This is a genomic window from Phycicoccus jejuensis (genome assembly GCF_044797865.1).
Classification (GTDB): domain Bacteria; phylum Actinomycetota; class Actinomycetes; order Actinomycetales; family Dermatophilaceae; genus Phycicoccus; species Phycicoccus jejuensis.
The window spans coordinates 3,228,983-3,255,575 of record NZ_CP085209.1; the positions used below are offsets into that span (position 1 = coordinate 3,228,983).

Annotated in this window: 29 protein-coding genes and 2 tRNA genes; 10 read left to right on the forward strand and 21 right to left on the reverse strand. The window is 75.2% G+C overall.

What is annotated here, in order from left to right:
- Nucleotides 1-27 precede the first annotated feature (27 nt).
- From LG324_RS15275 to LG324_RS15300, 6 genes are all read right to left on the reverse strand, one after another.
- Entirely contained in the window at nt 28-2,148 is a 2,121-nt protein-coding gene (locus LG324_RS15275; RefSeq protein WP_404349277.1) for an acyltransferase family protein, read from the reverse strand.
- On the reverse strand, nt 2,138-2,641 hold the full coding sequence (gene coaD, locus LG324_RS15280) for a pantetheine-phosphate adenylyltransferase (RefSeq protein WP_404349280.1): 504 nt from the start codon (nt 2,639-2,641) through the stop codon (nt 2,138-2,140). The genes LG324_RS15275 and coaD overlap by 11 nt, the downstream gene beginning before the upstream one ends.
- Nucleotides 2,642-2,676: 35 nt before the next feature.
- Nucleotides 2,677-3,306, reverse strand: a complete 630-nt coding sequence (locus tag LG324_RS15285) for a hemerythrin domain-containing protein (RefSeq protein ID WP_404349282.1) — start codon at nt 3,304-3,306, stop codon at nt 2,677-2,679.
- Between the two features lie 62 nt (nt 3,307-3,368).
- Entirely contained in the window at nt 3,369-3,932 is a 564-nt protein-coding gene (gene rsmD, locus LG324_RS15290) for a 16S rRNA (guanine(966)-N(2))-methyltransferase RsmD (protein WP_207023250.1), read from the reverse strand.
- Nucleotides 3,932-6,106, reverse strand: coding sequence for an ATP-dependent DNA helicase RecG (locus LG324_RS15295; RefSeq protein ID WP_404349285.1), 2,175 nt, complete (start codon nt 6,104-6,106; stop codon nt 3,932-3,934). Before LG324_RS15295 ends, rsmD begins: the two co-directional genes overlap by 1 nt.
- A gap of 1 nt (nt 6,107) precedes the next feature.
- A complete protein-coding gene (locus LG324_RS15300; RefSeq protein ID WP_404349287.1) occupies nt 6,108-7,772 on the reverse strand; it encodes a DAK2 domain-containing protein in 1,665 nt (554 codons plus the stop codon).
- Nucleotides 7,773-7,919: 147 nt separating this feature from the next.
- Between LG324_RS15300 and rpmB the strand changes: the two genes are divergently transcribed.
- A complete protein-coding gene (gene rpmB, locus LG324_RS15305; protein ID WP_030527936.1) occupies nt 7,920-8,114 on the forward strand; it encodes a 50S ribosomal protein L28 in 195 nt (64 codons plus the stop codon).
- Between the two features lie 74 nt (nt 8,115-8,188).
- Here the strand turns inward: rpmB and thiL are convergent, their stop codons facing one another.
- The gene (gene thiL, locus LG324_RS15310; RefSeq protein WP_404349289.1) at nt 8,189-9,196 is read right to left on the reverse strand and encodes a thiamine-phosphate kinase; all 1,008 of its coding nucleotides are present in this window, start codon (nt 9,194-9,196) and stop codon (nt 8,189-8,191) included.
- A gap of 131 nt (nt 9,197-9,327) precedes the next feature.
- Between thiL and LG324_RS15315 the strand changes: the two genes are divergently transcribed.
- A complete protein-coding gene (locus tag LG324_RS15315; protein ID WP_207023259.1) occupies nt 9,328-9,561 on the forward strand; it encodes an Lrp/AsnC family transcriptional regulator in 234 nt (77 codons plus the stop codon).
- Between the two features lie 2 nt (nt 9,562-9,563).
- Nucleotides 9,564-10,001: a DUF3515 family protein gene (locus tag LG324_RS15320; RefSeq protein WP_404349291.1), complete on the forward strand. Its 438-nt coding sequence runs from the start codon at nt 9,564-9,566 to the stop codon at nt 9,999-10,001.
- Between the two features lie 19 nt (nt 10,002-10,020).
- On the opposite strand, the gene LG324_RS15325 is transcribed toward LG324_RS15320, so the two are convergent.
- Entirely contained in the window at nt 10,021-11,142 is a 1,122-nt protein-coding gene (locus LG324_RS15325; RefSeq protein WP_404349293.1) for a D-alanine--D-alanine ligase family protein, read from the reverse strand.
- Nucleotides 11,143-11,168: 26 nt separating this feature from the next.
- Between LG324_RS15325 and LG324_RS15330 the strand changes: the two genes are divergently transcribed.
- Complete coding sequence (locus tag LG324_RS15330; RefSeq protein ID WP_404349295.1) at nt 11,169-12,275, forward strand: trans-sulfuration enzyme family protein; 1,107 nt, start codon at nt 11,169-11,171, stop codon at nt 12,273-12,275.
- A gap of 21 nt (nt 12,276-12,296) precedes the next feature.
- On the opposite strand, the gene LG324_RS15335 is transcribed toward LG324_RS15330, so the two are convergent.
- Both LG324_RS15335 and LG324_RS15340 read right to left on the reverse strand, forming a co-directional pair.
- On the reverse strand, nt 12,297-13,295 hold the full coding sequence (locus LG324_RS15335; protein ID WP_030527930.1) for an NAD(P)H-dependent glycerol-3-phosphate dehydrogenase: 999 nt from the start codon (nt 13,293-13,295) through the stop codon (nt 12,297-12,299).
- Nucleotides 13,292-14,050, reverse strand: a complete 759-nt coding sequence (locus LG324_RS15340) for a lysophospholipid acyltransferase family protein (RefSeq protein ID WP_404349297.1) — start codon at nt 14,048-14,050, stop codon at nt 13,292-13,294. The genes LG324_RS15335 and LG324_RS15340 overlap by 4 nt, the downstream gene beginning before the upstream one ends.
- An 89-nt stretch (nt 14,051-14,139) precedes the next feature.
- Here LG324_RS15340 and cofC point away from each other — a divergent pair, with 89 nt between their 5' ends.
- Entirely contained in the window at nt 14,140-14,982 is an 843-nt protein-coding gene (cofC, locus tag LG324_RS15345) for a 2-phospho-L-lactate guanylyltransferase (protein WP_404349299.1), read from the forward strand.
- Between the two features lie 22 nt (nt 14,983-15,004).
- Here cofC and LG324_RS15350 read toward each other — a convergent pair whose 3' ends face one another.
- The 3 genes from LG324_RS15350 to leuC form a co-directional block, all read right to left on the reverse strand.
- Nucleotides 15,005-15,754, reverse strand: coding sequence for an HU family DNA-binding protein (locus LG324_RS15350; RefSeq protein ID WP_404349302.1), 750 nt, complete (start codon nt 15,752-15,754; stop codon nt 15,005-15,007).
- Between the two features lie 259 nt (nt 15,755-16,013).
- Entirely contained in the window at nt 16,014-16,604 is a 591-nt protein-coding gene (gene leuD / locus LG324_RS15355; protein ID WP_215511142.1) for a 3-isopropylmalate dehydratase small subunit, read from the reverse strand.
- Nucleotides 16,604-18,016 (reverse strand): 3-isopropylmalate dehydratase large subunit, encoded by a 1,413-nt coding sequence (gene leuC, locus LG324_RS15360; protein ID WP_404349304.1) that lies wholly within the window; start codon nt 18,014-18,016, stop codon nt 16,604-16,606. Before leuC ends, leuD begins: the two co-directional genes overlap by 1 nt.
- A gap of 152 nt (nt 18,017-18,168) precedes the next feature.
- Here leuC and LG324_RS15365 point away from each other — a divergent pair, with 152 nt between their 5' ends.
- Together LG324_RS15365 and LG324_RS15370 are read left to right on the forward strand one after the other, a co-directional pair.
- The gene (locus LG324_RS15365; RefSeq protein ID WP_030527924.1) at nt 18,169-18,912 is read left to right on the forward strand and encodes an IclR family transcriptional regulator; all 744 of its coding nucleotides are present in this window, start codon (nt 18,169-18,171) and stop codon (nt 18,910-18,912) included.
- 109 nt (nt 18,913-19,021) lie between these two features.
- On the forward strand, nt 19,022-19,360 hold the full coding sequence (locus LG324_RS15370; protein WP_207023276.1) for an NAD(P)-dependent oxidoreductase: 339 nt from the start codon (nt 19,022-19,024) through the stop codon (nt 19,358-19,360).
- A gap of 4 nt (nt 19,361-19,364) precedes the next feature.
- Here the strand turns inward: LG324_RS15370 and LG324_RS15375 are convergent, their stop codons facing one another.
- Complete coding sequence (locus LG324_RS15375; protein WP_207023279.1) at nt 19,365-19,862, reverse strand: monooxygenase family protein; 498 nt, start codon at nt 19,860-19,862, stop codon at nt 19,365-19,367.
- An 87-nt stretch (nt 19,863-19,949) separates the two neighbouring features.
- Here LG324_RS15375 and LG324_RS15380 point away from each other — a divergent pair, with 87 nt between their 5' ends.
- Entirely contained in the window at nt 19,950-20,579 is a 630-nt protein-coding gene (locus LG324_RS15380) for a MerR family transcriptional regulator (RefSeq protein ID WP_404349308.1), read from the forward strand.
- Nucleotides 20,580-20,641: 62 nt separating this feature from the next.
- Here LG324_RS15380 and LG324_RS15385 read toward each other — a convergent pair.
- The 4 genes from LG324_RS15385 to gltX form a co-directional block, all read right to left on the reverse strand.
- Nucleotides 20,642-20,714 (reverse strand) — tRNA-Glu (locus LG324_RS15385).
- Nucleotides 20,715-20,818: 104 nt separating this feature from the next.
- Nucleotides 20,819-20,893, reverse strand: a tRNA-Gln gene (locus tag LG324_RS15390).
- A 97-nt stretch (nt 20,894-20,990) separates the two neighbouring features.
- Nucleotides 20,991-21,731 carry an HAD family hydrolase gene (locus tag LG324_RS15395; RefSeq protein ID WP_404349310.1) on the reverse strand — a complete coding sequence of 247 codons (741 nt, stop codon included), beginning with the start codon at nt 21,729-21,731 and terminating at the stop codon, nt 20,991-20,993.
- Complete coding sequence (gene gltX, locus LG324_RS15400) at nt 21,728-23,275, reverse strand: glutamate--tRNA ligase (protein WP_404349313.1); 1,548 nt, start codon at nt 23,273-23,275, stop codon at nt 21,728-21,730. The genes LG324_RS15395 and gltX overlap by 4 nt, the downstream gene beginning before the upstream one ends.
- Nucleotides 23,276-23,343: 68 nt before the next feature.
- Here gltX and LG324_RS15405 point away from each other — a divergent pair, with 68 nt between their 5' ends.
- Entirely contained in the window at nt 23,344-24,048 is a 705-nt protein-coding gene (locus LG324_RS15405) for a DUF2306 domain-containing protein (protein ID WP_404349315.1), read from the forward strand.
- Between the two features lie 32 nt (nt 24,049-24,080).
- Nucleotides 24,081-24,380: a DUF1905 domain-containing protein gene (locus tag LG324_RS15410; protein ID WP_404349318.1), complete on the forward strand. Its 300-nt coding sequence runs from the start codon at nt 24,081-24,083 to the stop codon at nt 24,378-24,380.
- Nucleotides 24,381-24,398: 18 nt separating this feature from the next.
- Here the strand turns inward: LG324_RS15410 and LG324_RS15415 are convergent, their stop codons facing one another.
- The 3 genes from LG324_RS15415 to LG324_RS15425 all read right to left on the reverse strand — a co-directional run bounded on the left by LG324_RS15415 (nt 24,399) and on the right by LG324_RS15425 (nt 26,489).
- Nucleotides 24,399-24,677 carry a hypothetical protein gene (locus LG324_RS15415; RefSeq protein WP_030527916.1) on the reverse strand — a complete coding sequence of 93 codons (279 nt, stop codon included), beginning with the start codon at nt 24,675-24,677 and terminating at the stop codon, nt 24,399-24,401.
- An 85-nt stretch (nt 24,678-24,762) separates the two neighbouring features.
- Nucleotides 24,763-25,533, reverse strand: coding sequence for a fumarylacetoacetate hydrolase family protein (locus LG324_RS15420; protein ID WP_207023291.1), 771 nt, complete (start codon nt 25,531-25,533; stop codon nt 24,763-24,765).
- 29 nt (nt 25,534-25,562) lie between these two features.
- Entirely contained in the window at nt 25,563-26,489 is a 927-nt protein-coding gene (locus LG324_RS15425) for an SGNH/GDSL hydrolase family protein (protein ID WP_404349320.1), read from the reverse strand.
- Nucleotides 26,490-26,593: the final 104 nt, after the last annotated feature.

The following is a 26,593-nucleotide window of genomic DNA, read 5'->3' on the forward strand; positions in this document are numbered from 1 at the left end:
GCCCCCCACCTCCCCAAACCGGGGCCGTCAGCGGCGTCCCGGCGGGGCGAGGGCGGCCTCGACGGCGCCCGCGACCTGCGGCGCGAGGGTGCGGGCGTAGGTCGCGGTGACGTGGTCGCCTGCGCGGTGGACGGTGACGTGCCCGACGACCAGCGGGCACTCGCCGCCGGGGCAGATCCACGGAGTGAGGTCGAGGAACGTGACGCCCTCCCCCGCCCGCGCGACGGCCGGGCGCTGCACCGGCAGGCCGCTCGCCGCGACGGCCGGGCCGGCCGCGAAGGTGCACTGCGCGAGCGCGTCGGGGTGCCAGGCGGCGCAGACGTCGAGGTCGTCCGGCGAGACGGGGCTGTCGCCGACGACGACGACCGGGAGCCCGGCTCGGGCGAGCGCGGCCCAGCGCCGCGCGTAGCCGTCCTCGAGGAGCGGGGCGTCGGTGCGCGAGCCGTCCCAGGCTCCCCGCGCCACGCCGGAGGTGACGAGCACGTCCGGCGGGTCGGCCGCGAGCGCCCGCGCCACGGCGGCGTTCCAGGCGTCGCACTCGGGGTAGGCCCGGCCGGCGTTGGCCGCCGGTGCGGCGCTGAACGCGCAGGCGGACTTGCCGTAGGTGACGACGCGCCAGCCGCGCTCGCCGGCCTGCTCCTGGAGCGCGGGCAGCCACTGCATCGCCTTGGAGTCTCCGACGAGCGCGACGGTGACGGCGCCACGCGGGTCGCCGAAGGTGCAGGCGACCGGCTCCGTGGCGCCGTGGTCGACCTGGCAGCGGTCGACGTCGGCGTCCGGCCGGTCCTCGCCGCTGACGAGCGGGTCGGGGGTGACCCAGCCGGGCTGCACGTCGTCGGCGACGGCGCGGCCCGGCACGACGGTGGATGCCCCGAGCTGCGTGAGCGGCGGCACGCGGCCGTCCGGCGGCGTCGTGACGAACGGGGACGCCAGCGGCAGCAGCGGCAGGGCGGCGAGCACGGCCAGCCCGGACATCCCGAGGCCCGCGGCGACGAGGACGCGCGGCCGACGCCGCAGCCACGTCCCGTGGTGGATCGGCTGCTCGACGAACCGCCACGACACCCACGCCGGCCAGAGCGACCCCAGGGCGAGCGCGACGCGGGCCCATCCGGGCAGCGGACCGCCGGTCAGCCGCTCGGCGCTCCAGTCCCCGAGGACGAGCACCGGCCAGTGCCAGAGGTAGATCGAGTACGACAGGCCGCCGACCCAGACCATCGCCCGGGTGCCGAGGAGCCGGACCGGGCCGGAGCGGCCCCCGCGCCACCCGGCCCAGAGGACGAGCGCGGTCGGCAGCGTCGGCAGCAGCGCCCACCCGCTCGGCCACTCGATGCCGGTGGGCAGCGCGACGGCGACGACGACGAGGGCGGCGAGCCCCAGCCAGCCGAGGGCGTCGGCGGCGCGGCTGCCGCCCGCTGGGCGCTCGCGGCCGGTCAGCCACACGGCGAGCAGGGCACCGACGCCGAGCTCCCAGACGCGGGTCGTCGTCGTGAAGAAGGACCCCTCCGGGCTCGTGTGCGAGGCGACGAGCGACCAGACGAACGACACCCCGGTCAGCGCGCCGAGGGCGATCGCCACGGTGCGGCGGTCGGGGCGCCGGCCGAGCAGGCGGGCCACGACGGCGAGGGTCAGCAGGAGGAGCGGCCAGACGACGTAGAACTGCTCCTCGACCGCGAGGCTCCAGAAGTGCTGCACCGGCGACGGGCGCACGTCCGAGGAGAGGTAGTCGACCTCGCGGCCGGCGAGGACCCAGTTGACGACGTAGGTCGCGGCGGCGATGACGTCGTGGCCGACCTGCTGGCGGCGCTGCCCGGGGATGACGAGCCACGAGAACAGGCTCGTGACGAGGAGGACGAGCACGGCGGCCGGCAGGAGCCGGCGCACGCGGCGGCCGACGAAGCGCACCCACGAGACCGTCCCCGTGCGGTCGAGCTCGGCGACGAGCAGGCCGGTGATGAGGAAGCCGGAGATGACGAAGAAGATGTCGACGCCGACGAAGCCGGCGTGGACCGGCAGGCCGGCGTGGTAGGCCAGCACGGAGAGCACCGCGACGGCGCGCAGGCCCTCGACGTCGCGCCGGAAGCCCGGGCGCCGCCCCGTCGTGCGCTGCCCGGCGCGGGTCTGCTCCGGCGCGCTCGCCTCAGCGCTCACGCAGCCGCTCGACGAGGGCGTCGCGGACCTCGTCGGGCACGAGGCCGGTCACGTCGCCGCCGTAGCGGACGACCTCCTTGACGAGCGAGCTCGAGACGTGGGCGAGCGAGGGCTCCCCCGGCAGGAACAGGGTCTCGAGGCCGGTGAGGTGGCGGTTCATGCGGGCCATCGGCAGCTCGTAGTCGAAGTCGGTCCCACCGCGCAGGCCCTTGACGAGGACGCCGGCCCCGAGGTCGCGGCAGACGTCGACGAGGAGCCGGTCCGCGAAGGCCTCGACCCGCACCACGTCGGCCAGGTCCCGGTCGGCGAGCGCGTGCTCGACGAGGGCCACCCGCTCGGGGACGGTGAACGTCCCCTGCTTGGCGGGGTTGTGGAGGATCGCCACGACCACCTCGTCGTGCAGCGCGGCGGCGCGCGCCACGACGTCGAGGTGGCCGTGGGTCACCGGGTCGTAGGAGCCGGGGCAGACGGCCCGGCGGACGCGCTCGCTCACGCGCGCCAACCTAGCAAGGGCCCGGGCGGGGTGGGTCAGTCCCCGTTCTTCGCGGCGTCCTCGACCTCCTCGGCCTTCTCCTTGGCCTCCTCCTTGATGCGGTCGGCCTCCTGGCGCGCCTCCTCGGGGGCGAGGGCGCCCTTGGCGACGGCCTCGTCGATGAGGGCGGCGACCTGCTCCTCGGAGCCGCAGCCCTCCTCGAGGAGCTGGTTGCGGCGGGTCAGCCAGTCGACGCCGAGCCGCTCGCGCACCTCGAGGTCGACCTCCTCGCGCGCCGGGTTGAGGATGGTCTGCTCCTCCTCGTTCGCGTGGTGGTTGACCACCGTCGCGAGGTCCTCGAGGGCGTCGTCGTACTTCTGGGTGTCGGTGCCCTTGGCGCGCAGGAAGGCCAGCAGCGCCTCGTTGATCTCGGCGTGCTCCTCCTCGCCGTGCTCGGCCTCGTGGTCGGTGATGTGGTCGGCCTTGCGGCGCAGGGTCGGGTAGACCTTCTCCTCCTCGGCGACGGCGTGCGCGGTCAGCACCTCGGCCAGGGCGCGGCGGGCGGCCTCGCGGTCGGTGTCGGTGCGCCGGGCCTCGCGCAGGAGGTCCTCGAAGAGCCGGTGGTCCTCGAGGATGCGCTCGATGACGTCGCCGCTGACCGGCCGGGGGATCTCGTAGTCACTCATCCACGCATCCTGTCAGACGGCACGCCTGACCTGCGTCGACGCATCCCGTCCTTCGACGAGCGTCAGGGGCGCTCGGCGAGCCAGACGGTGGTCTCGCCGTACTTGCGCGGCTTGCCGACGCGCTCGAGGCCGGCGGGCCACGCGGGCTCCGGTGAGCGCGAGGAGCGCTCGACGACGACGAGCCCGTCGTCCCCGAGCCAGCCGTCCGCCAGGCGCTCCAGCACGGAGGCCAGCGCCTCCTCCCCGACGTCGTACGGGGGGTCGAGCAGCACGAGGTCGGCCGGGCCCTCGGCCCCGGGCTCGCCGGCGAGCGCCGAGGCGACCGTCGTCGGCACGACCCGCACCCCTCGCAGCGCGAGCGAGGCGACGTTGGCGGCGATGACCGTCGCGGCGCGCCGGTCGGACTCGACGAGCACGCACGAGCGCGCCCCGCGGCTCACCGCCTCGAGGCCGAGCGCGCCGGAGCCGGCGTAGAGGTCGAGGACGTGGGCGCCGCGCACCGCGCCGCGGGCCTCGAGCGCCGAGAACAGCGCCTCGCGGACCCGGTCGCTCGTGGGGCGGGTCCCCGCGCCCGGCGGGGTGCGCAGGGTGCGTCCGCCGTGCGTGCCGGCGATGATGCGGGTCATCAGCCACGCTCCAGGTAGGCGGCCTGCTCGGCGTCGACGCGGGCCTGGACGGCGGCCGCCAGCAGGGGGTGGTTGGCGAGGTCCGGGTCGGCGTCGACGAGCGCGAAGGCGTCCTCGCAGGCCTGCTCGATGACATCCTCGTGCTCGAGGATGTTGAGGAACTCCAGCTGCGTGCGCCGGCCGTGCTGCGCTGCCCCGAGGATGTCGCCCTCGCGGCGCTGGGCGAGGTCGAGGCGGGCGAGCTCGAAGCCGTCCGTCGTCCCCGCGACCGCGGCGAGCCGGGTCAGGGCCGGCTCGGCCTCGGACCCGGTGACGAGCAGGCACAGCCCGGGGAAGCCGCCCCGGCCGATGCGCCCGCGCAGCTGGTGCAGCTGGCTCACCCCGAAGCGGTCTGCGTCCATGACGACCATGACGCTCGCGTTCGGCACGTCGACCCCGACCTCGACCACGGTCGTCGAGACGAGGACGTCGGTCTCGCCGCGCTGGAAGCGCCCCATGACGGCGTCCTTGTGCTCGGGCGACATCCGGCCGTGCAGGACCTCGAGGGTGAGCCCGGCGAGCGCCGGCTCGTCGGCCAGCCGCGTGGCAAGGGCGGTGACGCTGGTCAGCGGCCGCGGCGGCGGCGCCTGGGCCTCGTCGGCGTCGGGGTCGGTGGCCTCGACGGTGAGCACGGCGCCGTCCTCGGGCGCGTCGTCGTCGCCGATGCGCGGGCACACGACGTACGCCTGCCGGCCGGACCGCACCTCCTCGGCGATGCGCTGCCACGTCCGCTCCATCCACCCCGGCCGGTCCTCGGGCACGACGTGGGTCGTGATCGGCGCGCGCCCCGCGGGCAGCTCGCGCAGGGTCGAGGTCTCGAGGTCGCCGAAGACCGTCATCGCGACGGTGCGCGGGATGGGCGTGGCGGTCATGACGAGGACGTGCGGAGGCGTGGACCCCTTGGCGCGCAACGCGTCCCGCTGCTCGACCCCGAACCGGTGCTGCTCGTCGACGACGACCAGGGCGAGGTCGTGGAAGTCGACGTGCTCCTGGAGCAGCGCGTGCGTGCCGACGACGATGCCCGCGTCGCCGCTCACGACGTCGAGGAGGGTGCGCCGGCGCTCCGCGGTCGGCTGGCTGCCGGTGAGCAGCGCGACCCGCGTCCCGTGCTCGGCGCCGCCCAGCATCCCGCCCTCCGCGAGGTCGCCGAGCATCCGGGTGATCGTCCGGTGGTGCTGCGCGGCGAGGACCTCGGTCGGGGCGAGCAGCGCGGCCTGGCCGCCGGAGTCGACCGCCTGGAGCATCGCCCTCAGCGCGACGACCGTCTTGCCGGAGCCGACCTCGCCCTGGAGCAGCCGGTGCATCGGCACCTCGCGACCCATCTCGTCGGCGACGACCGCCCCGATGTCCCGCTGGCCGTCGGTGAGGGTGAACGGCAGCCGCTCGTCGAACGCGGCGAGCAGCCCGTCGGCCTGCCCGGCGCGGGCGCGCGTCGCCGTCGCGGCCGAGGCCCGCCGGCGCTGCGCCAGCGTCGCCTGGAGGACGAACGCCTCCTCGTAGCGCAGCCGCTGCTGCGCCGCCGCGACCTGCTCGAGGGTGTCCGGGCCGTGGATGCCGCGCAGGGCGTCGGTGCGCGACACCAGGTTCCGCCGCGCACGGACGTCCGCCGGCAGGGCGTCGGGCACGTCGTCGAGGACGTCGAGGACGCGGCGCACCGACTCGGTGACCGTCCACGTGTGCAGCTTGCCGACCCGGCGGTAGATGGGGATGAGGTCGCGCCGCTCCTCCGCGTCGTAGTCGTCGAGCATCGTGTAGCCGGGGTGCGTCAGCTGGAGGCGCCCGCGGTAGGTGCCGACCGTCCCGGCGAAGATGCCGCGGGCCCCGGGCACGAGCACCCTGTCGTGCCCCCAGGCCTTGAAGAACGTGATGTCGAGCTCGTGGCGCCCGTCGGTGATGACGACCTCGAGCATCGTGCCCTTGCGCGTCTTCATCCGCCGGGTCTGCGCGGAGCGCACCTCGGCGACCCCGACGAGGAACTCGCCCGGCGTCACGGCGCCGAGGTCGGCCTCGCGGGTGCGGTAGCGACGCGGCCAGTAGGCGAGCAGGTCGCCGACGGTGTGGACGTCGCGGTGCTTGGCGAAGTCGGCGGCGGCCGTGGCGATGATCGGCCGCAGCGGGCTGGACTCGGTCGCCACGTCACTCCACCCCGATGAGCAGCGGGTACACGGGCTGGCCGCCGTCGAGGACGACGACCTCGAGCTCGGGCCGCTCGCGCCCGAGGTCGGTGGCGAGGCGCTCGACGAGCAGCGGGTCCGCGTCGGCGCCGCGGACCAGGGTGACGAGCTCGCCGCCGGCCGAGAGGAGCCGGTCGAGGACGTCGCGCGCCGAGGCCGCGAGGTCGGTGCCGAGGAACGCGACGTCGCCGTCGACGATCCCGAGGACGTCGCCCGGGCGGCAGACGCCGGCCCAGGTCAGCGCCTCCTTGGTGGCCACGGACACCGCCCCGTGGCGGGTCGCGACGGCGGCCTGGGTCATCGCGACGACGTTGGCGTGCACCGGCCGCGCGGGGTCGAGGACGGCCATCGCCGCGATGGCCTGCACGGTGGTGCGGGCGGGGACGACGTGCACCTCGAGGCCGTCGGCCGCGCCGGCCTCGGCGGCGACCTCGGCGGCCATCAGCCCGTCGGGGTCGGCGGGCAGGACGACGACCGCGGAGGCCCCGGTGCGCCGGGCGGCGTCGAGCAGCTGGCTGGCCGAGGCGCGCCGGCCCGGGCCGAACTCCAGCGCGACGGCGCCCGCCTCCTCGAGCAGGGCCACGACCCCCGGCCCCGCGGCGCCGGCGACGACCCCGAGGGGCACGACGGCCTCACGGGCCGCGACCTGGCTCGGCAGGTGGGTGATGCGGATGCGCTCCGGCCGGCCCGCGCCGAGCGCGGCCTCGACCGCGGCGCCGGCGTCGTCGACGTGCACGTGGACGTTCCAGAGGTCCGGGCCGCCGACGACGATGAGCGAGTCGCCGAGGGCGTCGAGCTGCTCGGTCAGCGCCTGCACGCGCGCGGCGTCGGTGTCCAGCAGCAGGTACATCACCTCGAAGGCCGGCCCGGGCGCCTCGGTCTCGTCGGCCGTGTCGTCCGGCGACGGGCGCCGCGGCGGGGAGTGCCAGCGCGCGGGGTCGGTGCCGCTCGCCGCGGTGAGCAGCCCCTCGTCGGCGCTCGTCCACGCACCGGTGACGACCCGGTGCAGTGCCTCGAGGAGCAGGACGCAGCCCGCTCCCCCGGCGTCGACGACCCCGGCGCGGGCGAGGGCCGGCAGCTGCTCGGGTGTGCGGGCGAGCGCCTCCGTCGCGGCCTCGACGGCGGCGGCCGACACCTGGGCCATCGAGCCGCCGGCGTCGCAGGCCGCCCGGGCCCCGGCCGCCGCGGCGTCGGCGACGCTGAGGATGGTTCCCTCCTGCGGGTGCGCGACGCTGGCCCGGGCCTTGGCCGCCCCCCGCTCGAGGCAGGCGGCGAGGAGCGCGACGTCGACCTCGGCGGCGTCCTCCTCGACGACGACGTCGCAGACGCCTCCGACCACCTGGCTGAGGATGACCCCGGAGTTGCCGCGGGCCGAGAGCAGGACGGCGCGGCGCAGCGTGCGGCACTCCTCGACGAGCCCGACGGCGCCGCTCCCCCCGTCGGCCGAGCGCGCCGCGACGACCTCGTCGATCGCGCCGTCGAGGGTGAGGTAGAGGTTGGTGCCCGTGTCGCCGTCGGGCACGGGGAAGACGTTGAGCTCGTCGATCTCCGTGCGGCGCGCCGCGAGGGCGGCCCGGGTCAGCAGGGCCCACTGCCGGGCGTCGGCGGCGGTGAGGACGTCGGGCACGATGTCAGGGTAACGGGGTGGTCCGTCGCCCCGGCCGGAGCCGTTTTGGTCGGGCCGGTGGCCCTCGGCTACTCTTGTCCGGTTGCGCGTGCGCTCTGCGCCGCGCCCCGATGACCACACGACCGTTACTGCATCAGGAGATCTCCCGTGGCTGCCAACTGCGACGTCTGCGGCAAGGGCCCCGGTTTCGGGCACAACATCTCGCACTCGCACCGCCGCACGAAGCGCCGTTGGAACCCCAACATCCAGCGCGTCAAGGCGATGGTGGGCGAGGCCGGTGTGACCCCGAAGCGGCTCAACGTCTGCACCTCGTGCCTCAAGGCGGGCAAGGTCAAGCGCTGACCTCCCCCTGACGCACCCCGGAACGGGCGGCCTCCCTCGCGGAGGCCGCCCGTTCCGCGTCTTCCGGGCAGGGTTCAGGCGCCGGCGAAGTGGTCCCAGCCGCGCACGTCCGGCACGACCCCGTCGACGGTGACGCTCGCGCCGTCGGGCCCGGTCCCGCCGACCCGGCCCACCGCCACCCACGGCCGCCCCGGCAGCGCTCCGAGGTCGACCGACGCCGGGAAGCACCCGACGAGCGAGTGCTCCTCGCCCCCGCCGAGCACCTGGCGCAGCGCCTCGTCCGCGCCGAGGCAGCGCTCCAGCGGGCCGCTCGCGAACCGCGTCCGCAGCGCCTCCCCCGACAGGTCGATGCCCACCCCGCTCGCCCGGGCGACCCGCCCGAGGTCGGTGACGAGCCCGTCCGAGACGTCGACGAGCGCGTGCGCGCCGGCCTCGGCGGCGACCGGCCCGGCCTCCCACGGCGGCCGCGGCGCCCGGTGGGCCGCGCGCAGCCGGTCGGCGTCCTCCCCTCCCCCGGACGAACGCCCCGCGAGGTAGAGGGCCAGGCCGCCGCCGGAGGTCCCGAGCGTGCCGCAGACGGCGACGACGTCGCCGGGGCGCGCGCCCGAGCGCCGGACCGGTCGCCGGCCGCGCAGGTCGCCGAGCGCCGTGAGGGTGACCGTCACGACCCCCGCCGGCCCGGACGACAGGTCGCCGCCGACGACGGGTGCGCCGGACTCCCGCGACACCGCGGCGATGCCCTCGGCCAGCCCGAGCACCCAGTCGACCGGGGTGTCGGGGTCGGCGACGAGCGAGACGAGCAGCCCGGTCGGGACGGCACCCATCGCCGCGACGTCGGCGAGGTTCTGCACGCTCACCTTGACGCCGACGTCGTGCGGGCTCGACCAGTCGTCGCGCCAGTCGCGGCCGCGGACCATCCCGTCGGTCGTCGCGACGACCGTGCCGGACGGGGTCGCGAGCACCGCGGCGTCGTCGCCCGGGCCGACCGGCAGGGCCGCGTCGTCCGGGGCCACGGCCGCGGCGTAGAGGGGGAGGACGCGGGCGAGGAGCTCGGCCTCGTCCAGGTCGCGCAGGCGCTCCACGCGGTGCTCCCTCCCTGCGGTGACGTCCGGTCCACCGGCACGGTAGCGTCTGGGTCGAGCCCCGCCGGACCCGGTGGGCACCACGTGCGGGGCCGCACCGGCCCCGCCGACCGACGACAAGGTGGAGTTCAGTGGTCCAGGCCTACATCCTGATCCAGACCGACGTCGGGCGCGCCGCGTCCGTCGCCGCGACGATCGCCGGCATCGACGGCGTCGTCCTCGCCGAGGACGTCACCGGCCCCTACGACGTCATCGCCCGGGTGGAGGCCGCGACCGTCGACGAGCTGGGCAAGCTCGTCATCTCCCGCATCCAGGACACCGAGGGCATCACCCGCACCCTCACGTGCACCGTGGTCCACGTCTGAGCGTGCCCGGACCCCGTCGGACGGCGGCAGCGCTCGGCGCTGCCGCCGTCCTGCTGTCCGGGTGCTCCTCGGCCGTCGGGGTGAGCGTGCCCGGGGGCGCCGCGGGCTGCGGCGACCCCCGCTGGCCGGCGCAGGTCGGCGGCCACGAGCGCGTCGACACCGACCCCGCGAACGCTGCCGTCGCCGCGTGGGGCGACCCCGCGGTGGTCGCGCGCTGCGGCGTCGGCGCGCTGGCGCCGACCGAGACGGAGTGCATCGAGATCGACGGCGTCGGATGGATCCCGTCGAGCCTCTCGGACGGCACGCGCTTCACGACGTTCGGCACCGACCCCGCGCTCGAGGTGCTCGTGCCGTCGGCCTACGACCCCGCGCCGCTCCTGCTGCCGGCCTTCGACGAGGTCGCGAAAACCCTGCCGCCCAACGGTCTCCGCTGCCGCTGAACCCCGCGGCGGCGGCGCGTCAGCGCAGGCCGGTGCGCCGCTCGAGCGCCAGCGCCACGAGCTCGTCGATGAGCTCGGGGTAGGCGACCCCGGTCGCGGCCCACATCCGCGGGTACATCGAGCTCGGGGTGAAGCCGGGCATCGTGTTGACCTCGTTGAGGACGATCTCGCCCTCGTCGGTGAGGAAGAAGTCGACGCGGGCGAGGCCCTCGCAGCCGGCGGCCTCGAAGGCGCGCGCCGCCATCGACCGGATGTCGTCGGCCACCTGCGACGGCACGTCGGCCGGCGCCTCGAGCCGCACGTCGTCCCCCGCGAGGTACTTGGCCTCGAAGTCGTAGAAGTCGTGGTTCTGCACGACGACGCACTCGCCGAGCTCGCTCGTGCGGGGGGCGTCGGTGCCACGGCCCTCGAGGACGCCGCACTCGATCTCGCGCCCGACGATGCCTTGCTCGACGACGACCTTGGGGTCGTGCTCGCGGGCCGCCTCGATCGCGGCCTCGAGGGCGTCCGTCGACGCGACCTTCGTGATGCCCATGCTCGACCCGGCGCGGGCCGGCTTGACGAACACCGGGAAGGTCAGGGCGCCGACGGCGTCCATCGCGGCCGCGGGGTCGCGCCGCCAGTCGCGGTCGGTGATGACGACGTACGGGCCGATCGGCAGGCCGGCCGCCGCCAGCACGGTCTTCATCATCGCCTTGTCCATCATGACCGCCGAGGCGGTGACGCCCGACCCGACGTAGCGGACGTCGGCGAGGTCGAGCAGCCCCTGGATGGTGCCGTCCTCGCCGAACGGGCCGTGGAGCAGCGGGAAGACGACGTCGACCTCACCGAGCGTGCGCGGCGCCTGCCCCGCCTCGTGGACGACGAGGGTGCGGTCGGTGGCCGAGGTCGGGACGATGACGCTCGCCGACCCGCCGTCGACCTGCGGCTCGTGGCCGGGCGCGAGCCGCAGCGGCTCGGGGTCGTCGGCGGCGAGGACCCAGTGGCCGTCCTTGGCGATGCCCACGGGCACGACGTCGTAGCGGTCGCGGTCGAGCGCCTCGAGGACGCTCGCGGCGGTCGCGCAGGAGACGGCGTGCTCCGACGAGCGGCCCCCGAAGACGAGGGCGACGCGGATCTTGTCGGCTGGGCGGTCGGTCATCGCAGAGGACTCTAGCCGCCCCTAGGGTGGCCCTCGTGACCGACGGCCCCTCCTCGCCCGAGCCCCTCGCCCCCGCCACCCGGCTCGTCGCCCTCGGGCGCGAGCCGGCCTCCCCGGGAGCGCAGGTCGGCGCGCCGCTCGTGCTCACCTCGACCTACCACGCCGACGGCGCGGTCAGCTACGGCCGCGGCGGCAACCCGACGTGGTCGGCCCTCGAGGAGGCCCTCGGCTCGCTCGAGGGCGGCGACGCCCTCGTCCTCGCCTCCGGGATGGCCGCGGTGTCCGCCGCGTTCTCGCTCCTCCCCCACGGCGGCACCGTCGTCGTCCCGGACGCCGCCTACAACGGCGTGATGGCGACCGTCGGCGACCTCGAGGCCGAGGGCGCCGCGACGGTCCGCCGGGTCGACCTCACCGACACCGCGGCGGTCGTCGCCGCCCTCGACGGCGCCGACCTGCTCTGGCTGGAGTCGCCGACCAACCCCCTCCTCGAGGTCGCCGAGGTCGCGACCCTCGCCGCCGCCGCCCGCGAGCGCGGGGTGCTGACGGTCGTCGACAACACGTTCGCGACGCCGCTCCTCCAGCGGCCGCTCGAGGACGGCGCCGACGTCGTCGTGCACTCGGTCACCAAGTACCTCGCCGGCCACAGCGACGTCCTCCTCGGCGCGGTCGTCACGGCGCCCACCGAGGCCGGCCGCGCCCTCCACGACCGCCTGCACCGGTACCGGCGCCTGCGGGGCGCCATCGCCGGGCCGATGGAGTCCTGGCTCGCGCTGCGCGGGATGCGCACCCTGCACCTGCGCCTCGAGCGGGCCTGTGCGAGCGCGGTCGAGCTCGCGCGCCGGCTCGAGGGCCACCCGGCCGTCACCCGCGTCCGCTACCCCGGCTTCGGCGCGATCGTCAGCATCGAGGTCGTCGGCGGGGCCGACGGCGCCGAGCGCGTCTCGGCCGCCACGCGGCTCTGGGTGCACGCGACGAGCCTCGGCGGCGTCGAGAGCCTCCTCGAGCGACGCAAGCGCCAGCCCGACGAGCCCCTCAAGGTCCCCGACGAGCTGCTGCGGCTCTCGGTCGGCGTCGAGGACGTCGACGACCTGTGGCGCGACCTCGCGGCCGCCCTGGAGCACGCAGCGGGCTGACCCCGCGGGTGCCGCTGCGGCTCAGGCGGTCTCGGCCTTGCGGGGCCGCGAGAGCAGGGCGGCGACGACCTCCTGCGCGGTCCGACCGTGCCGGATCATCGCGTCGACCTGCTCGATGATCGGCACGTCGACGCCGTGCGCCCCGGCGAGCTCGAGGATCGAGGTGCAGGACTTGACCCCCTCGGCGGTCTGCCGGGTCAGCGCGACGACCTCGTCGACGGCCATCCCCTGCCCGAGCCGGACGCCGAAGGAGTGGTTGCGCGACAGCGGCGACATGCACGTCGCGATGAGGTCCCCGACCCCGGCGAGGCCCGCGAAGGTCACGGCCTCGCCGCCGAGCGCGGTCCCGAGGCGCATCGTCTCGGCGAGGCCGCGGGTGATGATCGAGGCCTTGGAGTTGTCGCCCATCCCGAGGCCCTCGGCCATCCCGACGGCGAGGGCGATGACGTTCTTGACGGCGCCGGCGATCTCGGTGCCGACGACGTCGGAGCCGGTGTACGGGCGGAAGTACGGTGCGGCACAGGCCGCGGCCACGCGCTCGGCCATCTCCTCGCTCCGGCTCGCGACGACGGACGCGGCGGGCTGCTTGGCCGCGATCTCGCGCGCGAGGTTGGGACCGGAGACGACGACGACCCGGTCGGGGTCCACGCCCCCGACCTCGGCGACGACCTCCGACATCCGCCGGGTCGTGCCGAGCTCGACGCCCTTCATGAGCGAGACGACCGCGGCGTCGCCCGGCAGCACGTGCCCCCAGGCGGTGAGGTTGTCGCGCAGGGTCTGCGAGGGCACCGCGAGGACGACGACGTCCGCGCCGTCCGCGGCCTCCGCCGGGTCGGTCGTCGCGCGGACGGTGCCCGGCAGGCGCAGCTCGGGGAGGTAGTCGCGGTTGACGCCCTCGTTGACCTGCGCGACGACCTCGGGCCGCCGGCCCCACATCGTCACCGGGGTGCCGGCGTCGGCGAGGACGGCCGCGAAGGCGGTCCCCCAGCTCCCGGTGCCGTAGACGGCCGCTCGGCTCATGACGCCTCCTCGATCGGTCGGGGTCGGCCGGTCGGGGTGACGCGGGCCCGTCGTGGGTCGAAGCGCTCGGCGGGCGCGGGCTCGCCCCGCAGCACCTCGAGCTCGATGGTGATGGCGGCCATGATCCGGCGGGTCGCCTCGGCGAGCACGTCGGCCGTCACCGGCAGGTCGTAGAGGTCCGCGAGGTCGACCGGGCGGCCGGCCCGCACCCGCATGACGGTGCGCGGCAGGAGCCGCGGCACCCGCGCGTACGGCGCGAGCATCTCCTGCGGCCCCCAGACCGCGACGGGGACGACGGGGCACCGGGTCTCGAGGGCGACGCGGGCCGCGCCGGTCTTCCCGCGCATCGGCCAGAGGCCGGGGTCGCGGGTGAGCGTGCCCTCGGGGTAGATGGCGACGCACTTGTTCGCGCGGACCGCGGCGACCGCGGCGCGGTAGGCGTCGACCGCGCTGCCCGACTCGCGGTGCACCGGGATCTGGTCGGCCGAGCGCAGCACCGCCCCGACGACCGGGACGCGGAAGACCTCGTCCTTGCCGAGGAAGCGCGGCGAGTACCCCTGGTCGACGAGGAAGTGCGCGAAGGCGAGCGGGTCGACGTGCGAGACGTGGTTGGGGCACACGACCCAGCCGCCCGTGGTCGGCAGGTGCTCGACCCCCTCCCAGCGGCGGCGCGTCAGCGCCCGGAGGACCGGCCGGAGGACGGCGATGGCGAACCGGTACCCGAAGGGACGCGAGCTGTCGGTCGGGGTGGTCACCTGTGGCCTTCCGGGGTGGGGGTCACCGCATTCTGGTCCGCGGTGCAGGTGATGTCGAGCGTGCCACGGCGGGGTGTCAGGATCGGCACGTGCCCTCGTCCCCACCCCTCGCGGTCGTCGTCCCCGTCAAGGGCGGCCCGCTCGCGAAGTCGCGCCTGCCGCTGCCGCGCGAGGACCGGATGGCCCTCGCCGACGCCTTCGCCCGTGACACCGTCGCCGCGGCCGCGTCCCTGCCCGGCGTCCGCGTGCTCGTCGTCACCGGCGACCCCGTCGTGGCGGCCTGGGCCGCGGTCGTCGCCCAGGTCGTGCCGGACCCCGGCGGGGGGCTGGACGCCGCGGTGCGGGCCGGGGTCGCGGCGGCCCGCGGCACGGGCGCCCGCCGCGCCGTCGTGCTGCTCGGGGACCACCCGGCGCTCACCGGCACCGAGCTCGCCGCCACGCTCGAGCGGACGGGCCGGCTCCCCCGGGCCGTCGTCCCCGACGCCGACGGCACCGGCACGGCGCTGCTGGACCTCGCACTCGACGACGGGCCGGCCCCGACGCGCTTCGGGGCGGGGAGCGCTGCCGCGCACGCCGACCTCGGCTGGGAGACGGTCCGGGTGCCCGCCGCGGGCCTGCGGACCGACGTCGACGACGCCGCGTCGCTGGCCGACGCCGTTGCGCTCGGGGTGGGTGCGCACACCGCCGAGGCCCTGGCTCGCGCTACCCTGCCGGGCGTGCAGGCCACCATCCACCGGGTCCCGGACGAGACGGGCGGCAGCGCGCTGCTCGACGACGGCCGCGAGGTCGAGGTGCCGATCGCCGCGCTCGTCGACAGCGGTCTCCTGCACCTGCGCAGCGGCCAGCGGGTGAGCATCGAGCTCGACGCCGACGGCCTCGTCGCCACGCGGGCCTGGATCGTCGGCATCGGGCCGGGCGAGACCATCCACTGACGGCCCCGCCCGACCCGGCGCGTCAGCGCCTGGCGGTCCTCTTGGCCGGGGCCTTCTTGGCGGCCGTCTTCTTCGCGGTCGTCGCCTTGCTCGCCGTCGCCTTCGTGGCGGTCTTCTTCGCGGGGGCGGCCTTGGTGGCGGTCTTCTTCGCCGGCGCCTTCTTCGCGGCGGTCGTCGCCGGGGTCGCCTTGGTCGCGACCTTCTTCGCCGCGGTCTTCGCCGGCGCCGTGGCCTTGGTCGTGGCCTTCTTCGCCGCGGTCTTCGCCGGGGTCGCCTTCGTCGCGACCTTCTTCGTCGCCGTCTTCGCCGGCGCCGTCCTCTTGGTCGCGGTCTTCTTCGCCGCGGTCTTGGCCGGCGCCGCCTTGGTCGCCGTCTTCTTCGCGGTCGTGGCCTTGGTCGCCGACTTCTTGGCGGCCGTCTTCTTGGCCGGGGCCGCCGCCGCGCCCGCGCTGCCGGCTGCGGCGCGCCCCGTCGCCGGGCCGCCCTTGGGGAGCGAGCTGGGCTTGCGGACGTAGTCCTTGAACGCCGTGCCCGGGCGGAAGCGCGGCGCCTTGCTCTTGGGGATGCGCACCGAGGTGCCGGTGTGCGGGTTGCGGCCGGTGCGCGCGGCGCGCTCCGCGCGGTCGAACGTGCCGAAGCCGGTGATCGCGACCTTGCCGCCCCGGGTGACCTCACGGACGATCGTGTCGAGCACGGTGTCCAGCGCGTCGTTCGCGAGCTTGCGGCTGCCGAGGGCCTTCTCGAGCTCCTTGACGATGTCTGCCTTGTTCACGGTGGATCCTCCATCGGTCGGCGCGAGGCGGCCGCCTCGACGCTGGGACGTGGGGCCGGGGCTCGCCGACCTTGTGGACGACGGTATGCCTGCCGGAGAGGCACGTCCACCACTGTCGCGGCGTGTTCTGGTTGCGCGACAGAGGCTTTGGCGTCGCCGCCGGCGTCACAGCAGCCCCACGCACACCAGCGCGGCACCCCCGAGGGGATGCCGCGCCGCTGTGTTCCTGCCCGGAAACGGTTGTGGGAGACGGACTTCGTCAGGCGGTGACGCTCGGCTTCCACGCCGGACGAATTGCCTCGTACGCCGTGATGTCCTCTTCGTGCCGCAGCGAGAGGCTGATGTCGTCCAGGCCCTCGAGCAGGCGCCAGCGGGTGTAGTCGTCGACCTCGAAGGGGGCGACGAGGTCACCGGCGGTGACGGTGCGCGACTCGAGGTCGACCGTCACCGAGGTGCCGGGCTCGTTCTCCAGCAGCTTCCAGAGCAGCTCGACGTCGTCCTGCGAGCACTGCGCGGTGAGCAGGCCCTGCTTGCCGCTGTTGCCCCGGAAGATGTCCGCGAAGCGCGAGGAGATGACGACCCGGAAGCCGTAGTCCATCAGCGCCCACACCGCGTGCTCGCGCGAGGAGCCGGTGCCGAAGTCGGGGCCGGCGACGAGGACCGACCCCGCGGCGAAGGTCGGGTCGTTGAGCACGAAGGTCTCGTCGCCCCGCCAGGCGGCGAAGAGCCCGTCCTCGAACCCGGTGCGCGTCACCCGCTTGAGGTAGACGGCCGGGATGATCTGGTCGGTGTCGACGTTGCTGCGGCGCAGCGGGACGCCGATGCCGGTGTGCGACGTGAACTTCTCCATCAGGCGTTCGCCTCCACGGGCTCGAGGTCGGTAGGGCTCGACAGGGTGCCGCGGACCGCGGTGGCAGCCGCGACGAGCGGGCTGACCAGGTGGGTCCGACCACCCTTGCCCTGTCTCCCCTCGAAGTTGCGGTTCGAGGTCGACGCGCTGCGCTCCCCCGGCGCGAGCTGGTCGGGGTTCATCCCGAGGCACATCGAGCACCCGGGCAGGCGCCACTCGGCGCCGGCCGCGGTGAAGACCTCGTGCAGGCCCTCGGCCTCGGCCTGGACGCGGACGCGGGCGGAGCCGGGGACGACGAGCATCCGCACACCGTCGGCGACGTGGCGACCCTCGATGACCTCGGCCGCGGCGCGCAGGTCCTCGATCCGGCCGTTGGTGCAGGAGCCGACGAAGACGGTGTCGACGTGGATCTCGCGCAGCGGGGTCCCGGCCTCGAGGCCCATGTACTCGAGCGCCCGGCGCGCGGCGACCTTGTCGTTGTCGTCGCCCATCGACTCGGGGTCGGGCACGGCCTCACCGAGGGGGCTGCCCTGGCCGGGGTTGGTGCCCCAGGTGACGAAGGGGGTGAGGGAGGCGGCGTCGAGCGTGACCTCGGTGTCGAACTCGGCGTCGTCGTCGCTGCGCAGCTCGCGCCAGGCCTCGACGGCGGCGTCCCAGTCGGCGCCGGTCGGTGCGTGGTCACGGCCGCGGACGTACTCGAAGGTCGTCTCGTCGGGGGCGATCATCCCGGCGCGCGCGCCGGCCTCGATCGACATGTTGCACACGGTCATCCGGGCCTCCATCGAGAGGGCGCGGATGGCGCTGCCCCGGTACTCGATGACGTGGCCCTGGCCGCCGCCCGTGCCGATCTTCGCGATGACGGCGAGGACGATGTCCTTGGCGGTCACGCCGGGCGAGAGCTCGCCCTCGACGGTCACGGCCATCGTCCGGAACGGCTTGAGCGGCAGGGTCTGCGTCGCGAGGACGTGCTCGACCTCGGAGGTGCCGATCCCGAAGGCCAGCGCCCCGAAGGCCCCGTGCGTCGAGGTGTGGCTGTCGCCGCACACGATCGTCATCCCCGGCTGGGTCAGGCCCAGCTGCGGGCCGACCACGTGGACGATGCCCTGCTCGGCGTCGCCCATCGGGTAGAGCGTGACGCCGAACTCCTCGCAGTTGCGGCGCAGCGTCTCGACCTGGGTGCGGCTCACCGGGTCGGTGATCGGGCCCGGGGTCGTCGGGACGTTGTGGTCCTCGGTCGCCAGGGTGAGGTCGGGGCGGCGGACCGGCCGGCCGGCGAGGCGGAGCCCGTCGAAGGCCTGCGGGCTCGTCACCTCGTGGAGGAGGTGGAGGTCGATGTAGAGGAGGTCGGGCTCCCCGTCGCCCCGTCGCACGACGTGCTGCTCCCACACCTTCTCGGCCAGCGTTCCGGCCATCCCACTCACCTCTCGCCCACGTGACCGCGGCGGTCGGCCGCGGGGTCGTCGGCGGCGGACGCGGCACCGCGTCGTCGCCGTCGTCCCGAGATTCGCACGGTGATGTCACGGATGGACTTGCGTCTCATCCGATGAGATAGCAATATCAAGACATGGACAACAGCAGTGGGGTCGGAGTGCTCGACAAGGCAGCCGTCGTGCTGTCCGCCCTCGAGGCCGGCCCGTCGACGCTCGCCCAGCTCGTGACGGCCACCGGCCTGGCCCGCCCGACGGCGCACCGGCTCGCCGTCGCCCTCGAGCACCACCGGCTCGTGACGCGCGACCTGCAGGGACGCTTCGTCCTCGGCCCGCGCCTCGGCGAGCTCGCGGCCGCCGCCGGCGAGGACCGCCTCCTCGCCGCCGCCGGTCCGGTTCTCGGCGCGCTGCGCGACCACACGAACGAGTCGGCGCAGCTCTTCCGCCGCCAGGGCGAGTACCGGGTGTGCGTCTCGGCCGCCGAGCGCCCCGTCGGCCTGCGCGACTCCATCCCGATCGGCGCCACCCTCTCGATGCGCGCCGGCTCGGCCGCGCAGATCCTCCTCGCGTGGGAGGAGCCCGACCGACTGCACCGTGGCCTCCAGGGCGCGGCCTTCACGGCGACGGCCCTCTCCGGGGTCCGGCGCCGGGGCTGGGCGCAGAGCGTCGGCGAGCGCGAGCCCGGCGTGGCGTCGGTCTCGGCCCCCGTCCGCTCCCCCAGCGGGCGGGTCATCGCGGCGGTCTCGATCTCGGGACCCATCGAGCGCCTCTCGCGCCAGCCCGGCCGCCTGCACGCCGCCACGGTCATGGCCGGCGCGAACAAGCTGAGCGAGGTCCTCGCGCGGCACGCCGCGCAGCAGGAGGTCCAGAACAACGCCTGACCGGTGGGGCCCGCCGGCCGCCACGCAACACGGATGTCACATGCGGCGCGCGCCGGGGCAACATGCCGCGAGCAGGCTGGGCGCACCGTCCATCGCAGGAGGAGCGCCCGTGACCCCGACCGCCGCCTCGCGCATCGCCCGTGACCGCACCCGGCTGCTCGCCTTCCCGCGCCCGGACCGGCCGGCGCTGGTCGTCGGCGGTGGCAGCGTCGCGGCCCGGCGCGCGGCGGCGCTGACCCGGGCCCGGACGCCGGTCATCGTCTTCGCACCGACCCTGTGCGACGACGTCTTCGACCTGCTCGCCGAGCGGCTCGTCACCTGGGAGAACCGGTGGCCCACGCTCGAGGACCTGCGCTCGGCGTGGCTCGTCCACGCGGCGACCGGCGACGCCCGGCTCGACGCCCGGGTGTGCGCGCTCGCCGCGAGCGCCCGGGTCACGGTCGCCTGAGGCCTCAGGACAGCCGGCTGCCGAGCCGCTGGCGGGCCGTCTCACCGCGACGACCCAGCGGGAGGACTCCGGCGATCGACGCGAGCCCGAGCGGCTTCGGACCCGCGTACGCGCTCTCGGCACCGTGCGGCGTCACCTCGTAGGTCTCGTGCCAGATGGTGACGGCGCCGGGGTCCTTCTTCGCGACGGCGTAGAACTCGGTCCACGCCGGCCGGTGCAGGTGGTCGGCGGCGTTCGCGTAGGCGTAGAGGTCCTCGGTGCTGCGCCACCACTGGACCATCGTCGTCGCCATGAGGTGCACGGTCGAGCGGCTGCCGAGGTAGCCGAGCGACTCCTCCTCCCCGCGGGCGGCCGCGGCCTTGTTGCGCTCGAGCTCGGTGATCATCCGCGGCATCGCGCTCGCGGCCTGGCGCACGATGCCGACCCGCCAGGGGCGGTGGACGCGCAGGCCGATGAGGAAGACGGTGAGGGGGCCGTCGTAGGCGTGGGTCATGCGATCCATGGGACGCTCCTGACTGGATAGTGACGCTGTCCGGTGACACCATGGTGGAGAGTGGCACTATCCGGCGTCAAGAGGGAAGGAGCGGGAGTGCGCATCTCGGAGCTGGCGGAGCGGACCGGCGTGCCGGTGCACACGCTGAAGTTCTACCTCCGGGAGGGCGTGCTGCCGCCGGGCCGGGCGACGAGCCGGACCTCGGCCGACTACGGCGACGAGCACGTCGAGCGGGTCCGGCTGGTCCGGGCGCTCGTCGAGCACGGCGGCGTCGGCCTCAGCGGTGTGCGCGCGATCGTCGGCGCCCTGGAGTCCCCTCCCCCGTCCCGTCACGACCTGCTCGGCGCGGCCGCGGCCGTCATCCCGACCCCCGCCCCCCGCGGCCCGGTCGACCCCGAGATCACGGGGCTGCTCGAGGAGCTCGGCTGGTGCACGTGGTCGGGCGCACCCGCCCTCACCGCGCTCGGCGACGCGGTGGCGGCGGCCCGGGCGGCCGGCGTCCCGCTGGACGCAGCGACCCTGCGGCGGTACGCCGCGGGGATGACCGTGGTCGCCGAGGCCGACGTCGACCTCGTCCTCGCGGCGCAGGACCCGGCCGAGGCGATGCGCACCGTCGTGGTCGGGACCGTGCTCGGCGATCCCGTGCTCGTCGCGCTGCGACGGCTCGCCCAGGAGGCGGTGAGCAGCCGGCGTCAGGCGGCCGCCGACGCGCGCGAGGACGCCTGAGACGCAGCCCCGTCGACACACGACGAAGGCCCGGTCCTGGTGGACCGGGCCTTCGCTCGATGTAGCCCCGACGGGATTCGAACCCGCGCTACCGCCTTGAGAGGGCGGCGTGCTAGGCCACTACACAACGGGGCCTCGGTGTCGTCCGGACCACCGCGAGGCGGACCGGGCAACGAGGAGAAACCTTACCGAACGGGAGGGCTTTCTCCGAAATCGCCTCCGGCCGAAGCCGGGGGCGATGGCTGGGGTACCAGGACTCGAACCTAGAACGGATGAACCAGAATCACCAGTGTTGCCAATTACACCATACCCCATGGGGTATGCCGTCCGATGTCCCGCGAGCGGGCCGACCGAGCGGCGAACCGAGAGAGAACACTACCGGGCCTCCTCCCCCGACCCAAATCGCGGGGCTCACACCCCCCGCAGACCGGCGATCTCGCGCAGCGAACGCACCACCGGCACATCGTGCTGCGCGACGAGCAGCCGCTCCCGCTCCCCCGGCTCGCCGTCGCGGACGAGCCACGCCGCGGGCATCCCGGCACCGACGGCGCCGAGCGGGTCGGTGGTCAGCTCGTCGCCGACGTACCCGGTCCGGGACGGGTCGGCCCCGAGCCGCCGCGCGGCTTCGTGGAAGGCGCGGGCATCCGGCTTGCCGAAACCGAGGGTGTCGCGGCTGCAGACGACGTCGAAGAGGTCCTCCAGCCCCGCGGCCACCAGCTTGGCCTGCGTGTAGTCACCCGCCGAGTTGGTGAGCACGCCCACCAGCACGCCCTGCTCCCGCAGCGCCCCGACCGCCGGCCGGACGTCGTCGAAGGCCTCGAGCGCGTCGAGGAAGGCCGGCTCGTAGGCCTCGTCGAACGGCGCCGACCACTCGCCGTCCGGCTGCCCGAGCCACACCGCGAGCTCGCCGAGGCGGGCCCGGCGCATCTGAGCGAAGTCGGTCTCGCCGCGCGTGTACGCGGCGAAGTGCCCCTGCGGGTCGTCACGGAAGCGCACCCCGGCCGCCGCGAGCCGCTCAGGGTCGGCATCCGGCCAGACGCGGGTCGCCGCCGCCGCGCCGGCCCGGTGCATCGCCGTGCGGGTGTCGTAGAGCGTGTCGTCGGCGTCGAGGAGGACGGCCTCGACGCCGAGGCCGTCCCACGCGGCAGTCACAGCGTCGCGCGCAGCGCCGCGAGGCGGGCGAGCGTCGAGTCCTTGCCGAGGATCTCCATCGACTCGAACAGCGGCGGGCTGACGCGCTGCCCCGAGACCGCCGTGCGCAGCGGCCCGAAGGCGAACTTCGGCTTGAGGCCGAGGCCCTCGACGAGCGCGGACCGCAACGCGGCCTCGATCGCCTCGGCGCGCCAGGTGCGATCGGCACCGAGCGGCCCGCCCCGCTCGTCCGGCACGTCCGCCAGCGCGGCCGACGCGGCGTCGAGCGTCGCGGCGGCGTCGTCCTTGAGCTGGGCGCGCGCGTCGTCCGCGACGACGACGGCGTCGTCGGCGACGTAGAACGGCGCGACGAGCGCGGTCGCCTCGGTGAGGTGGGCGATGCGGGTCTGGACGAGCTCGGCGACGAGCTCCAGGCGCGCGAGCTCGGCGAGCGAGGGGTTCTCGCCGAGGACGCCGTCCCGCACGAGGTAGGGCAGGAGGCGGGAGGCGAAGTCGCCGAGCGCGAGCGCGCGGATGTGGACGCCGTTGAGCCAGTCGAGCTTCTTGAGGTCGAAGATCGGGCCGACGGGGTTGACGAGCGACCAGTCGAAGCGCTGCGCGAACTCCTCGAAGGTGAAGAACTCGACGTCGTTGCCCTCGGCGTCCTGGGCCGGCGGGTACGCGAGCAGGCCGAGGAAGTTGACGAGCGCCTCGGGCAGGTAGCCCTCCTCCTGGAACCACGTGAGGCGCGCCTCGGGGTTCTTGCGCTTGCTGATCTTGCTCTTGTTCTCGTTGCGCAGCAGGGGCATGTGCGCGAACCGCGGCGGCTCGAGCCCCAGGCGGCGGTAGAGCAGGACGTGCTTGGGGGTCGAGCTGACCCACTCCTCGCCGCGCACGACGTGGGTGATGCCCATCTCGTGGTCGTCGACGACGACGGCGAGGTGGTAGGTCGGGAACCCGTCGGCCTTGAGGATGACCTGGTCGTCGGGGCGCGGGGCGGTCATCCGGCCGCGGATGAGGTCGTCGAACTCGAGCTCGACGTCGTCCGGGACGAGGAGTCGCACGACGGGCGTCTCGGAGAAGCCGGGCAGCGCGCGCCGCTCCTCCTCGCTCTTGCCGAGGCAGAGGCGGTCGTAGCCGGTCGGCTGCTTGAGGCGCTGCTGCTCCTCGCGCATCGCGGCGAGGCGCTCGGTCGAGCACCAGCAGAGGTAGGCGTGGCCGTCGGCGAGCAGCCGGTCGACGTAGGGGCGGTAGGTCGTCAGCCGCTCGCTCTGGCGGTACGGCGCGCACGGGCCGCCGACGTCCGGGCCCTCGTCCCAGGTGAGGCCGAGCCAGCGCAGCGTGTCGAAGACCTGCTGCTCGGAGTCCTCGCGGAAGCGCGTCCGGTCGGTGTCCTCGATGCGCAGGAGGAACCGGCCCCCCTGCTGGCGCGCGAAGGCGAGGTTGAAGAGGGACATGTACGCCGTGCCGACGTGCGGGTCGCCCGTCGGGGACGGGGCGACGCGGAGGCGGACGGGACCGGGGAGGTCGCCGGCCGGCGGGGCTGCGGGGGTGTGCTCGCTCATGATGGGGCCAGCGTAGTGACGTCGCGCCGGGGGTGGCGCACGGGCGGCGACGGGCGCAGACTCGCGGCATGGCGGGGGCGACGGCGGAGCGACCGGCGCGACGGGTGCGCCCCGTCGGCGTCGTCGTGGCCGTGCTCACGACCGTCGTGCTCGTCTTCTTCGTCCTGCGCCTCGTCACCGACGTGCCGCACCTGGTGGACGGCACCGTCCCGGACGACGACCTCGCCGAGCTCTACGTCGCGCACCCGTGGCTCGCCTACGGCCACATGGTGCCCGGCGTCCTCTACCTGCTCGGGGCCCCGCTCCAGATGTCGGCGCGCGTCCGGGACCGCCACCTGCGCCTGCACCGCCGGCTCGGCCGGGTGCTGCTCGCAAGCGGCCTCCTCTCGGGCGTCCTCGCCGTGGTGCTCGGGTTCGTGTTCGCCTGGGGCGGAGGGGCCGAGACGAGCGCGACGCTCGTCTTCGGCGCATGGTTCGTGCTCTGCCTGGCGCTCGCGCTGCGCGCCGTCCGCTCCGGGCGCATCGCCGACCACCGGCGCTGGATGGTGCGCGCGTTCGCCGTCGGGCTCGGCGTCGGGACCATCCGCCTGTGGGTGGGGCTGTTCACCGGCGTCCAGCTCGGGCTGCTCGGGATGGGCGGCACGACGATGCCGCTGCGGGCCACGTTCGGCGTGGCCTTCTGGCTCGGCCTGTCGATGCACGTCGTCGCCGGTGAGTGGTGGCTGCGTCGCCGACCGATGAGTCCGGCGACCCCCGGCGGTCGGTCCACGTGAGCCGGCAGGGAGCCGGCCGGGAGGAGCCCACCATGGACACCACGCACGACGCCACGCGACCGGGGCCGGTCGACCTGCGCTTCGACGCCGAGGTCGTCCGCAGCGACGCCCCGGGCGGCTGGTGCTACGTCGTCTGGCCGCGGTCCGCGGAGGTCTTCGGCACCCACGGCCTCGTCAAGGTCACCGGCACGGTCGACGGGCGGGACATCCGCACGTCCTTCATGGCGCTCGGCGACGGCCGCCACAAGCTGCCGGTGACGCAGGACCTGCTCCGCGCCCTCGGCAAGGACGTCGGGGACACCGTGTCGGTCCACCTCACCGAGCGGCGCTGACCCGGTTGGGCGGAGCGGTCAGGCCTGGTCCGCGGGCCGGGCGTCGCCGACGTCGGGCGAGCCGGCGGTCTCGTCGTCCTTGACCTCGTCGATCTCGTCGACGACGCGCTCGCGCTCGGCGGGGTCCAGGGCGACGCCGGCCTCGTCGAGGCCGCGGTCCAGCTCGCCCTCGATGGTCTCGCGCTCGCCGCTGTACTCCCACGACGTCACCTCGTCGACGACGTTCTGGGCGGCCTCGGTCGCGGCCTCGTGGGTGGAGGCGTCGTCGGTGGTCTCGGGGCGGTCCTGCTCGGTCACGGGGTGCTCCTCGGGGGTCGGGACGTCGTCATCCCGACCATGCCCCGTGGCGCCCGGCGCGAAACGCGGCCGGGCGCACCGGTGCTCAGTGCCGGACGAAGGGGTTGGCGAGGACCCCGATGCCCTCGACCTCGACCTCGACGCGCTGGCCGGCCTCGACCGGCCCGACGCCCGCCGGGGTCCCCGTGAGGATGACGTCGCCGGGCAGCAGGGTGAAGGCCTTGGACGCGTACGAGACGAGCGCGGCGACGCCGTGCACCATGTCGCCCGTCGTGCCGTCCTGGACGACCTCGTCGTCGCGGCGCGTGACGACCGAGAGGGACGAGACGTCGAGGTCGGTCTCGATCCACGGCCCGAGCGGGCAGAAGGTGTCGAAGCCCTTGGCCCGCGCCCACTGGCCGTCGGAGCGCTGCAGGTCGCGCGCGGTGACGTCGTTGGCGCAGGTGTAGCCGAAGACGACCGAGAGCGCGTCCTCCGGCTCGAGGTCCTTGCACATCCGGCCGATGACCACCGCGAGCTCGCCCTCGTAGTGGACCTCGGTGCTCTGCGGCGGCAGGACGACGGGGTCGCCGGGGCCGACGACCGCGGTGTTGGGCACGAGGAACATCAGCGGCTCCTCGGGCACGTCCGTCCCCATCTCGGCCGCGTGGTCGGCGTAGTTCTTGCCGATGCCGATGACCTTGCTCCGCGGGATGACCGGGGCGAGCAGGCGCACGTCCTCGACGAGGTGCGTGGCGCCGGTCAGCTCGATCCGCTGGTAGAGGGGGTCGCCGGTGACCTCGGCGATCTTCTCGCCGGCCCCGTCGACCAGGCCGTAGACGGGGTCGTCCCCGGTGGTGAACCTCGCGATGCGCATGACGCGAGCCTACCGACCGGGCGTCGGCCTCAGGAGACCCCGGCCTTCCGGGCGGCGTCCGCGACGACGCGGCCGACGACGGCGGCGCCCTCGTCGGTGAGGTGCACGTCGAAGGCGGTGCAGATGTAGGTGAGGGTGCAGACCTGCGCGACGTTGGTCGGGACCTCGCGGCCGTTGAAGGTCGTCGGCGACTCGTCGTCGAACGCGAAGGCGGCGTCGAGCGCGACGTAGCGCGCCCCCGCGGCCTTCGTCGCCTTCTCGATGGCGGCGTCGAGCCCGGAGTACGCGGTCTTCGCGGCGTCGAGCTGGGCCTCGCCCGTGCCGAGGTAGGAGGCCGCGAGCCACGGGTTGTAGTAGCCGAGGACGAGCACCGGCACGTCGGGGCCGGCCGCGGCGCGCAGCCGCTCGACGATCGTCGGCAGGTTCTTCGCGACGGTCCGCACGCCTTGCTCGGCGCAGGCGGCGTCGACCTGCAGCCGGGCCGCGCAGCGGAGCAGGTCGTTGCCGCCGATGTCGAGGGTCACCATCCGCACGTCGGAGCCGCGCTCGCGCAGGAAGGCCTCGGCCTGGGCCAGCTGGCTGCCCTCGGCGTAGTCGCAGCGGCCGCCCTCGAGGAGGGTGCCGGTGGTCTCGCCGCTGCAGGCGAGGTTCTCGACGCCGAGCTCGGTGCCGCCCTGCGACACCCGCGCTGCGGCGAGCGCGGGGTAGGCGGTGTCGCGCCGTTCGCTGCCCCCGGGCTGGTAGCCGGCGGCCAGGGAGTCGCCGAGGGCCAGGACCACGGGGCCGTCGGGGGCCGCCGTCGCGGACGCGGACGGCGATGCGGAGGCGGAGGCGGTGCTCGAGGCCGGCGCCGGGGCCGACGAGGCGGCGGGGTCCGGCTCGGAGCCGCCGATGGTGCAGCCGCCGACGAGGGCGAGCGCGGCGAGCGCGGCGGTGAGAAGCGCGGGGCGGCGCACGGGTGGACCTCCGGGTCGGTGGCTGGACGCTGACGGGGGCGCGGCGGTGGCCGCACCTCCATCCTCACCCGCGTCCAACGCCCGAGGGCTCCCGGGTGTGCCCG

Excerpts from the sequence above, each read along its gene's own strand:
- LG324_RS15285 (WP_404349282.1), bottom strand. The coding sequence starts at position 3,306 with ATGAGTGACTACGAGATCCCCCGGCCGGTCAGCGGCGACGTCATCGAG.
- rsmD (WP_207023250.1), bottom strand. The coding sequence starts at position 3,932 with ATGACCCGCATCATCGCCGGCACGCACGGCGGACGCACCCTGCGCACC.
- LG324_RS15325 (WP_404349293.1), bottom strand. The coding sequence starts at position 11,142 with ATGACCGACCGCCCAGCCGACAAGATCCGCGTCGCCCTCGTCTTCGGG.
- LG324_RS15335 (WP_030527930.1), bottom strand. The coding sequence starts at position 13,295 with ATGAGCCGAGCGGCCGTCTACGGCACCGGGAGCTGGGGGACCGCCTTC.
- leuD (WP_215511142.1), bottom strand. The coding sequence starts at position 16,604 with ATGGAGAAGTTCACGTCGCACACCGGCATCGGCGTCCCGCTGCGCCGC.
- leuC (WP_404349304.1), bottom strand. The coding sequence starts at position 18,016 with ATGGCCGGAACGCTGGCCGAGAAGGTGTGGGAGCAGCACGTCGTGCGA.
- LG324_RS15365 (WP_030527924.1), top strand. The coding sequence starts at position 18,169 with ATGGACAACAGCAGTGGGGTCGGAGTGCTCGACAAGGCAGCCGTCGTG.
- LG324_RS15375 (WP_207023279.1), bottom strand. The coding sequence starts at position 19,862 with ATGGATCGCATGACCCACGCCTACGACGGCCCCCTCACCGTCTTCCTC.
- gltX (WP_404349313.1), bottom strand. The coding sequence starts at position 23,275 with ATGAGCGAGCACACCCCCGCAGCCCCGCCGGCCGGCGACCTCCCCGGT.
- LG324_RS15405 (WP_404349315.1), top strand. The coding sequence starts at position 23,344 with ATGGCGGGGGCGACGGCGGAGCGACCGGCGCGACGGGTGCGCCCCGTC.
- LG324_RS15410 (WP_404349318.1), top strand. The coding sequence starts at position 24,081 with ATGGACACCACGCACGACGCCACGCGACCGGGGCCGGTCGACCTGCGC.
- LG324_RS15420 (WP_207023291.1), bottom strand. The coding sequence starts at position 25,533 with ATGCGCATCGCGAGGTTCACCACCGGGGACGACCCCGTCTACGGCCTG.